Below are 9,076 nucleotides of genomic sequence, written 5' to 3'. Positions count from 1 at the left end.
CCTCTGTGTGCATCTGTGATGCCCTGTGCGGGGACGAGGGAAACAGCGCGTGCCCTGTCTGCGCGGAGGATCCGGCGCAGTGCGCGGCCGAGGTACAGCCGCCGGAGGATGAAAAGCCCTCTGTGTGCATCTGTGATGCCCTGTGCGGGGACGAGGGAAACAGCGCGTGCCCCGTCTGTGCGGAAGATCCGGCGCAGTGCGCGGCCAAGGCGCAGCCGCCGGAACCGGAGGAGACGTACATCATCGGCTGGACGTGGGTGGACGAAGAGGAGCTCCTTACCGAATATGATGGGGAATGGTATTTAAGCCTGCCCGGCGCAGAGCGAGACGATCTGACCGAGGAGCTGCTGGAAGAAATGCTTCCAAAGAAGCTTTGTGTGGAGCTGTCAGATGGTGAAACGGAATACCTGCCTATTACATGGGATTTCTCCCCATTGTCGGATAATTCTCAGGAGTATTATCGTTTGGATGCGGCGATAGGGGAGGACTATGCTCTGGCTAAGGATGTGGACGCGCCCTATGTCCTGCTGGAATACGGCGGCGCGGAGGTATATGCTGAATACCCTGGTAAGCGTAGAGAACTTACTCCTGATGATCATCTGGCAGATCATACGGTACAGGGCATCACACCGGCAGGCACCACCGTCAACCTGTTTGACTATGACTTCGGCATAACGGGTGATGACGATGTCCTGCCCAATGGCGCGAAATTTGAGAATTACAGCAACGGCATCAATCAGGATGCCCTGCTGCTCTTCGGCGGCTCCGCTATGCGGGAAGCCGGCTTTTGGAATCTGGGATCGGGCGCCGGCCGTCCTTGGGGCCAAAACAACGTGAACATGAAGGGCATCGTGAAATCCACATTGGAGGACAATTATCCTTATATTAACCTGGATCAAGCACGTAGTACACTTCAAAATCCGACAATACCAATAATTGCGGAAGATGGTCCTTGGGGTACTCCGAATCGCAAACTTATGGACATCGCTAATCTAAATCATGCGGAACATGAAAACGCCGGCGTGGACGCGGCCAGAGCACTTTCTGTAAAGCTTCTGGAGAGCCGCGGTCTGACGATAACCGGCGATACGGTCAGCGGCGACTGTAAAAAGGCTTCTTTGAGCTATCTGTTTGATCCGGATACAACAACGGATGGTAAAGAATCCTATCAAAATGTCACCGGTCTGTTCCAAGTAGATGAGGATGGCTACTATTACTACGACGCCCGGAAAAACTTCGCGGAATTTACGGAGAGCCACGCCACGACGAAGGACGGCACGCGAAGCGACGGCTCCTTCACGCTCTACGACGGTCCCGCCGTATGGCGCACGGACGCAGGATATAATCCTGACACAAATGCATTCGATGGTGATATGAGTTTGGGGAACTTCTTCCCCTTTGACAGTGCATCAAAGGTTTTTGACCGCATTCAGACAGAGGACAAGGATGGGAATAAGACCAATATACTCTCCAGCTCCGAAGCCATTACAAACGTATATAATGCTGTTCGTGCGAACCACTATATGGGTATGACCATGCAGGTGGATTTTACCCAGCCGGAAAACGGCAAGCTGAACATGGGCTCCAACGGCAAGCAGCCTATGGTGTTCCAGTTCTCCGGTGACGATGATGTTTGGGTCTTCATAGATGATGTGCTGGTGCTGGATCTGGGCGGCGTTCACAGCGAGCTGTACGGTACCATCGATTTCAGCACCGGCGAGGTCATCACCGGTCAGAGCTGGCGGACCGGCGGTCTGCCGGACAACCCCGGCAGCGTGGTGCACGATGAGAAAACCACGCTATATAAAAGGTTTGTAGCCGCCTTGGGACAGGATAAGGCGGATGCGCTCCATTGGGCGACCAATGACAGCGGGGAAAAAATCTTTCCCACCGGTACCGACCACAGCCTGAAGATGTTTTATCTGGAGCGCGGGAACTACGATTCCAGCCTGCAAATGCGCTTCAACCTCCAGCCCTCCCTCTACCACAGCATTAAAAAGGTAGACCAGAACGGTGACCCGCTGGAAGGTGTGGAGTTTGAACTGTATGCGGCAACGGCCAAAAATGGCGACAGCGCCGATGCTGCCGACTATACAGTAAACGGCGGTGTAATCGGAACACTCAAGACTGATAAAAACGGAAAATCGTCTTTTGTCAGAGAGGATGGCTCGCCCTTCAGCTTCACGGATCAGCATCATGCAGACGGCACGCTTTATTATATCCTGAAAGAAACTAAAACGGCAGGCGGCTACCGGGCTTTGCCCAAAGACATTGTGCTCAAGTTCAATCCGGACACATCCATGTTGGTCGTTGCAAACCGCTACCAGACCGGCGCATACGCCAGTTTCTTTTCCAATATCCGCGAAACGGGTACGATCACCTACGGTCAATTCGACGAGCAAAGCGGCGATATCGCGTCAAGCAACACTGCGCTTAGTGCGAACAGTAAAGAAAAGGGACTCATTGTCGCCGTTCCTATGCTGCTGGAAGAGAATATGTCCCACGACGAAGTGGCTAACGACGGAAAGTGGCTGGCCCTTTACGGCAGCAATACGGAAGGCTATGGCGCCGTTGCTCCAGCAGCGCGCACTGCCGAAGCGTGGCGCAAAGCCGTTCTCAAGGCGGCGCTGTACCAGGCCAGCGACGAGCGTTGGCCCGAATGGCGCCTTACATACAATCAGGACACCGGAAGGCTGGAGGGACTGTTAGAGGATCTTCCGGGCCGGGCAGACCGCTATGCTCTTAACAACCCAAAGGGCGATATGAAAATGGTGTACGGCGTCATCGAGCCAAGCGCGTTAACGAAGCTTAACATCACGGGGACTACCTCCGCGGGACTTTACGATGCTCTGGAAGCCTATGTATCCAGTGAAGTCATGAAGGGTGCTGCGGACGGCAAGACGACCGACCAAGTGATCAACGGGATTGTAGAACAGCTGACCATCACCGGGGATAATTTTAATGACCGTGATTTCTCCTTCCTGAACACCGATCAGTTCCAGCGGGAGTTCCGCTCGATCATCTATATCCCCAACGAGCGCCGGGAGCTGCGCGTACAGAAAGTGGACGAGGACGGCAAGGGCGTCAATGGGGTGAAGTTTACCCTTACCGGCCCGGACGGTTCGACCATTACCGGCACTACCGACACAGTAGATGGTCAGGACGGCGTGCTGATCTTCAGACCGGATGCACCGAATGACGATGGATACGCCAAGATAGATTGGGCGAAAGTAGGCTCTAAGTACACCCTGAAAGAGACGTTGGCGCCGACGGGATATGAGCTGAACCCAACAGAGATCCCTGTCATTGTGGGCATCTATTCGATTTACGCCGACGCAGGCACAAAAGATGACGGCGTCACCGTTATGGCCGGCGTTGGTAAGCTGATGCAGACCATGACAAAGTATGCGGCGGATGATATGGTCAACATCACGCTGCGGGACATTACCGCGATTGCCCAGACACAGAAGGCTGGGTCGTTTGCTCTGAACGGCTGGAAGGATGATCTGCTTGCGGGAACCCAAATCCCCCGCAGCATGAATCTGCACTATGGCATCAACGCAGTGGTGGATTACGGCCTGCACGATGAGGACGGCGGGAAGATCATCTATCCGTTCTTTACCACAGATGAGGGCTTTTTGCGGACTCGGGTTGAACAGAATACGGATGCACTGGAAAAGAAACTGTATGAAGGCAGCAGCAACACCGCCAACTGGGACAATTTGCGCGGAAGGGATCTTACCAGCCTGTTCAGCCTGCTGAATACCGTAGTTGTTACTGACCAAAAGACTGCGCCGGATGATACCGGAAAGCTGCGGATCAGCAAGACCGTATCCGGGGAAATCTTGCCCGATGACTATACCCACAACTTCACTTTCGAAGTCTCTTTAAAGAATGCCGATGGCACGGCGCTGGCTGGGGAGTACTATTACTACGGCGAGCAGCGTGCCGGCTATATCAGTGACGGCGGAACACTTTCCCTGCGGCATGACGAAGCGCTGACGGTTCTCGGCCTGCCTGCCGGTACGCAGTGGAAAATTACAGAAAAAGCGGAGGACGAATGGTCAATCGTGCCGAAATCCGGCACCATCAGCGGTGAGATTACGAAGGATGAAACAGCCTATGCAGCGTTCACGAATTACAAGGGAGATGGAAGCCTGACCGTCTCCAAAACCGTGGCGGGCAACGCCGGGGAAACGGATAAGGAATTCCACTTCACCGTGACCCTCGGCGATACGACTGTCGGCGGCAAGTATGGCGGCATGACCTTTACCGGCGGTAAAGCCACCTTTACGCTGAAACACAACGAGAGCAAGACGGCAACTGGTCTTCCGGCTGGTATCACCTACACGGTGGCTGAGGATGATTATTCTGATGACGGCTATGTGACAACCAAGACTGGCGATACAGGAACGATTGCAAAAGATGGTACATCTACAGCAGTGTTTACGAACACCAAGAATGTAACGCCGATTGACCCGGATCCTGATGATTCCAGCCTTACAGTGAAAAAAGAGTGGATACTGGATGATGGGGGCAAGGCGACGGATTCTGTAACGGTTGTCCTGTTGAGAGATGGCAAAGAATATGAGAAAGTCGAACTAAGCGACCGAAATAACTGGACATTCACTTGGACTGGACTCAGCGATGGGTATACTTGGACAGTGGACGAAGTGAATGTGCCGGACGGTTTCACAGCGAAAGTAGATCAGAACGGGATGATATTTACTATAACAAACGATGATAAACCCACTGATCCGGACGAACCCGCCGTTCCGGATAAGCCAACTGATGATGTTCCCAAGACAGGGGATGAAACAAATTTGACTCTGTGGTTGGTGCTTTTAGGAATTTCCGGCATGGGTACAATTATTACATTGCTGGGGAGCAAACGTAAATATAAAGGCAAACACTGTAAGAGATAATGAAGCTGGCGGCGAGACGGGGTATGAAAGACACCTGTCTCGCCGCTTTTCTTGTGAAAGGGAAGCGCCATGAAAAGAAAAAACAAACTGCGTTCTATATTGCTCCTTGTGTTCAGTGTCTTGTTCTTCGTCTCCGCATATATGGTTTATGGGATCATATCGCAGGCTCACCGAGAGCAGGATAACTTTGAGCAACTGAAAGAAATCGTAAAACAGCCCTTTTTGGATTTTCCTACAGAGCCGCAGGAGTACCCGAAAAATGTCGATGCCGCCTCTCCTTATGCGGTTTTGAAAGAGATAAACCAAGATTTTTGGGGCTGGATTTGTATAGAGGGAACGGAGCTGGACTATCCGGTTATGCACACGCCGAAGAACGGGGAATACTATCTACGGCGGGACTTTGACGGAAAGGATTTCCAGAGCGGTGTTCCTTTCTTGTCGGCCTCCTGCTATGAGGGCTGTGGCAACTACCTCATATACGGGCACAACATGAAAAACGGCTCTATGTTTGCCACGCTTCTCTCCTATGCCGACCGGGCGTACTGGGAGGAACACCCCATCATTCGATTTGATACCCATGCTGCCTCCGGAGAATACAAGGTACTGGCTGCCTTTTATTCAGAAGCCTATCCGCAGGATGCCGAAGGCGTATTCCGCTACTATCAATATACGGATGTGAGCGATGCTTCCGTTTTTGAGGACTATGTGGATCAGGTACAGAAGGCCGCTCTGTACGACACGGGGGTCATTGCTGTATACGGAGATGAACTGCTGACCCTGTCTACTTGCAGCTACCACACAAAAAACGGGCGGTTTGTAGTGGTTGCCCGAGGGATGTAACCACCGTATTTTGATGAAAACACCCTTGACAAATCTTGTCTCAAATATCACTCTTGTCATTTCTTCCTTCAAGTTCCCTGTCCATTTCACCGGTTCTATCCTTATTTCCCTTTACTTTTCGAACAAGGTTTTGCAAAACCTCTCTGGCCGACTTGTTTCGTATTGTAAAATTGTGAAAATGTTTTTTCCAGTACTCCGCTGCTTCTTCAGGCGTTTTTATACCATCCAAATCCTGCTGTAGCACACGGGTATAAACGGTCTGCTCATTTTCCTCTTCTGCGGATGGATATTGTTTTAATAAGCTTTGCCAGACCGTCCAGCCCAATCCCTCTCTCAGGCAAAATTCAGCTGCATACTCTTCGAATCGGCGCGGATACAAGCCGCGGTCCAGATACACTTTCTGAAAAAGCAGATTCGTTTGCTCCACGTTCAAACGAAGGGCAAATGCGACTCGAAGCATAAGGTCTCTGCTATGGTCTCCTTTTTTGGGCCCTGCTTTAGAGAACCAATTCCGCAAGGTGTTCGAGTTCATGTCAATTTCTTCCGCCTGGAGTCTGCCTTTCAAGTATTGCGGCACACTATCTTCGCTAACACCGCATTCCTTCGCAATAAATCGTTTCAGTCGGGCACCGAAGGTCGCTGTTTCAGAACATTCCTGCAAGAATTGGAGAACCTTTTTTCCAATGTCTTCCTCATCGCCATTTAAGCTCCACGATTTATTCTCGCAGATTTGTGTATAGTTGTTTTCCATTGTGTGCTCCTTTTACTTTTGTTCAAAGAGTGATTTGAGTTCAACTAACACGTTCTTGTTTAAGAGTGCGTTTTGCACTCTCACTTCCCTATTTAATATTATTAAAATTCATCTTTTTTATCAATGCTCAAACTTTTATCCAAGTCTTACTCTCCTGTTCTTCACACTGGCTTGGCACTCGTCTGCGCATCACTTGATGAACTGAGATGCCAGCTCTTTCGACCGGTGCTGGTCCTCCCAGCCGGAAGAGGGCGTCTCGCGTTGACCACTTTCCCCCCTGCCTCACACCTCGTTTTCCGGCAAAATTGACCACCGTGACCACCATTTGACCACCACGCATGCAAAAGCCCGCGAAGCCTGTGCTGAAAAGGCTTCGCGGGCTTTTTGTATAGTTTTCTTTTTTGTGCACAACCGACGAAAAACGGCTTGAAATCGCGGTTTGGCGTTGTGTGTCTGGGAACTCCGACCCGGAAGGCCGCTGGTTCGAATCCAGTCGGGCGCACCACAATAAAGCCCAGAAAGCCTGTCTGCATCAGGCTTTCTGGGCTTTATTGTTTTGGTTTACTTAGTTAAGCGGCCATTCATCGCTCATCAAATATTTAAGCTAATGGTTTCTCAAAAATCTTTGATCTGCCGTGCAGAACTCATACTAACCAATCTCGCGCACGATGATCCAACGGATATCATTGTTGTCCAGTTTTTGGTGCACATCCTCCCGGATAGTGGCCTGGAAGGGGTTAAATGTACCATCAAATCCGGATATTCATGGGTCACCTCTATAAATTCATCGCCCACGTCCAAAATAACTGTCAGTTTCTCCTAGCGCTCACGGATAAGCGCCTAAATCTTGGTCTCGCCTGACTCCGCCTTACGCCCACAAACTCCCACAGTAATCCTCGAGTCTTGTGGACCGAGCAATGCCTCAAACTCCCAGTGAGATGCCCGATTGCAGTCGCATCGGCCGGCACAATCCCACTAACACAATTTTTTATAAAAGTGTGATTGCAAAACACTAAATCCCTATAAGAGTGTGAATACGGAGCAATTAGTTTTGCCTGCTATTCTTGCCGTTTATTTTCATCCTCTCACAAGATAAATCATCTGATTGTCAAAGTAGATTTCTTTTGTTTGCCCGTAGATCAGAATCATGTCGTCCATCTTTTCCACAAAGACACCGACTCCCGGGTTACTAAGTTCCGCAAAAGCCCCGACTGTTTTCCTCTCAAGCCGGAGTGCGTTCTCGCTCATCTGCTGCCCGTGACCCTTCAAAAACTCATCGACGGGACCCCGGCTGACTACCGGCATACGCTCAATTGCTTTTCCCGCGGCCTTACTTGCCGTTCCAAGACCTTTCAGGAGGTTCGTCTCAAGGGAGGCATCGCTCAGTTTCTCCAGATACACCGAACATTTTTCAAAGATGTCCCGGTATACCGCGGCCATATTTTCTATTTCATCGCGAGCACAGCGGATGTTTTCCTCCTTAAAATCGCCGCTCAGCATAAGTTCGATAAAAGATGCCATGGAAAAGATGTAAATGGAGAGCCTATAATACCGAAATTTTCGCAAAAAATCGTTTAGGGTGGCGTTCACCTGCCCATGGGAAATGCGTAACTTTTTGGAGTTCAGCACATCGATGACCTTTTTCTGGTACGAATTGATATGCTTTCGTGCGGTCCGTTCAATATCCAGAGCAAGCCTATGGTTGCCGGCGGCAAAATGCTCGTTATCCCAGTTGAATTTGTACTTTTTGATCATGGAAAACAGGGTCTCCAGATCCGCCTGAATCTCGGATTCTTTTTCGATTTCCAAGAAGGAGAGGATTTTCCGCTCCATCTCTTCAATATCGGCTAGCTTCTGCTCAATAGAAAACAGAGCAACAGACATCATAACAGCGGCCGGATTGACAGGCATGACCGTTGTAGTCGTTGCTGGGGCAAAAGTAGCAGATTGGAGCTGTGCTAACTTTGAATTGCCTTCCGCCGTTTTGAACGCTCCCCAGAAGTTCCCGTTTTGAGCAATTTTCAGCGCATCCCCAACGCCGGCGTTTGCTAACTGGTAAAGCCCTTCGGCGTAAACATTCGTTGTCTGCGTCACCGTCCGAAAAGCGGGAAGAAGCGAGGCAACACCTTCTCCTAAGCTCGCTAGTTGCGCAATTGGCATACTGATGACTTGTTTGTCCTCAATGCGCGTCCGTGTGTCGAAGAGAATGCCGTCGGCAATCTCGACCAACCCAACACCGCATCCGTTTTGCGGCTGCATTTGGTTTTTACAACGCAGCCCATCGTCACTGTTCATCATAATCCTCCATTCAAGCCATCAATTAATAATATTAGAATCCTCTTCTTCCCTTTCCTCCTTCTCAAAGCACGCCTCACTGATACCAAAGAACCGTTCGAAAAAGGATTTCAGCTTATTGATATCGGTGACGGTGGTCTTGATTTCCCCGTTGTGGTGGCCACATCCACCCGCTTTTACACATCAGTCAATTACAAATTAGTATAGCATAAAACCCCTGTACCTTCCAATGGCACGAAGGGGCAACCTTGGTGAACTTTTGCTG

The 9,076-nt window shown here is 50.5% G+C and carries 4 protein-coding genes; 2 read left to right on the top strand and 2 right to left on the bottom strand.

The features are described 5' to 3' along the window. Both AB5H98_RS06575 and AB5H98_RS06570 read left to right on the top strand, forming a co-directional pair. Positions 1–4,925: SpaA isopeptide-forming pilin-related protein (locus AB5H98_RS06575; RefSeq protein ID WP_367925117.1), on the top strand; the 4,925-nt coding region annotated here is incomplete at its 5' end. A 69-nt stretch (positions 4,926–4,994) separates the two neighbouring features. Next, positions 4,995–5,765: a class B sortase gene (locus AB5H98_RS06570; protein WP_367925116.1), complete on the top strand. Its 771-nt coding sequence runs from the start codon at positions 4,995–4,997 to the stop codon at positions 5,763–5,765. 40 nt (positions 5,766–5,805) lie between these two features. On the opposite strand, the gene AB5H98_RS06565 is transcribed toward AB5H98_RS06570, so the two are convergent. Both AB5H98_RS06565 and AB5H98_RS06560 read right to left on the bottom strand, forming a co-directional pair. Beyond that, positions 5,806–6,516, bottom strand: a complete 711-nt coding sequence (locus AB5H98_RS06565; RefSeq protein ID WP_367925115.1) for a hypothetical protein — start codon at positions 6,514–6,516, stop codon at positions 5,806–5,808. A 1,077-nt stretch (positions 6,517–7,593) separates the two neighbouring features. Continuing rightward, the gene (locus tag AB5H98_RS06560; RefSeq protein WP_367925114.1) at positions 7,594–8,811 is read right to left on the bottom strand and encodes a hypothetical protein; all 1,218 of its coding nucleotides are present in this window, start codon (positions 8,809–8,811) and stop codon (positions 7,594–7,596) included. Positions 8,812–9,076 lie beyond the last annotated feature (265 nt).

The sequence above is a fragment of the uncultured Ruthenibacterium sp. genome (assembly GCF_963558415.1).
Taxonomy (GTDB): domain Bacteria; phylum Bacillota; class Clostridia; order Oscillospirales; family Ruminococcaceae; genus Ruthenibacterium.
This window is presented reverse-complemented; position numbering and strand designations above follow the sequence as displayed.

Coding starts and splice junctions, on each gene's coding strand:
- AB5H98_RS06560 (WP_367925114.1), bottom strand. CDS start 8,811: ATGAACAGTGACGATGGGCTGCGTTGTAAAAACCAAATGCAGCCGCAA.
- AB5H98_RS06570 (WP_367925116.1), top strand. CDS start 4,995: ATGAAAAGAAAAAACAAACTGCGTTCTATATTGCTCCTTGTGTTCAGT.
- AB5H98_RS06565 (WP_367925115.1), bottom strand. CDS start 6,516: ATGGAAAACAACTATACACAAATCTGCGAGAATAAATCGTGGAGCTTA.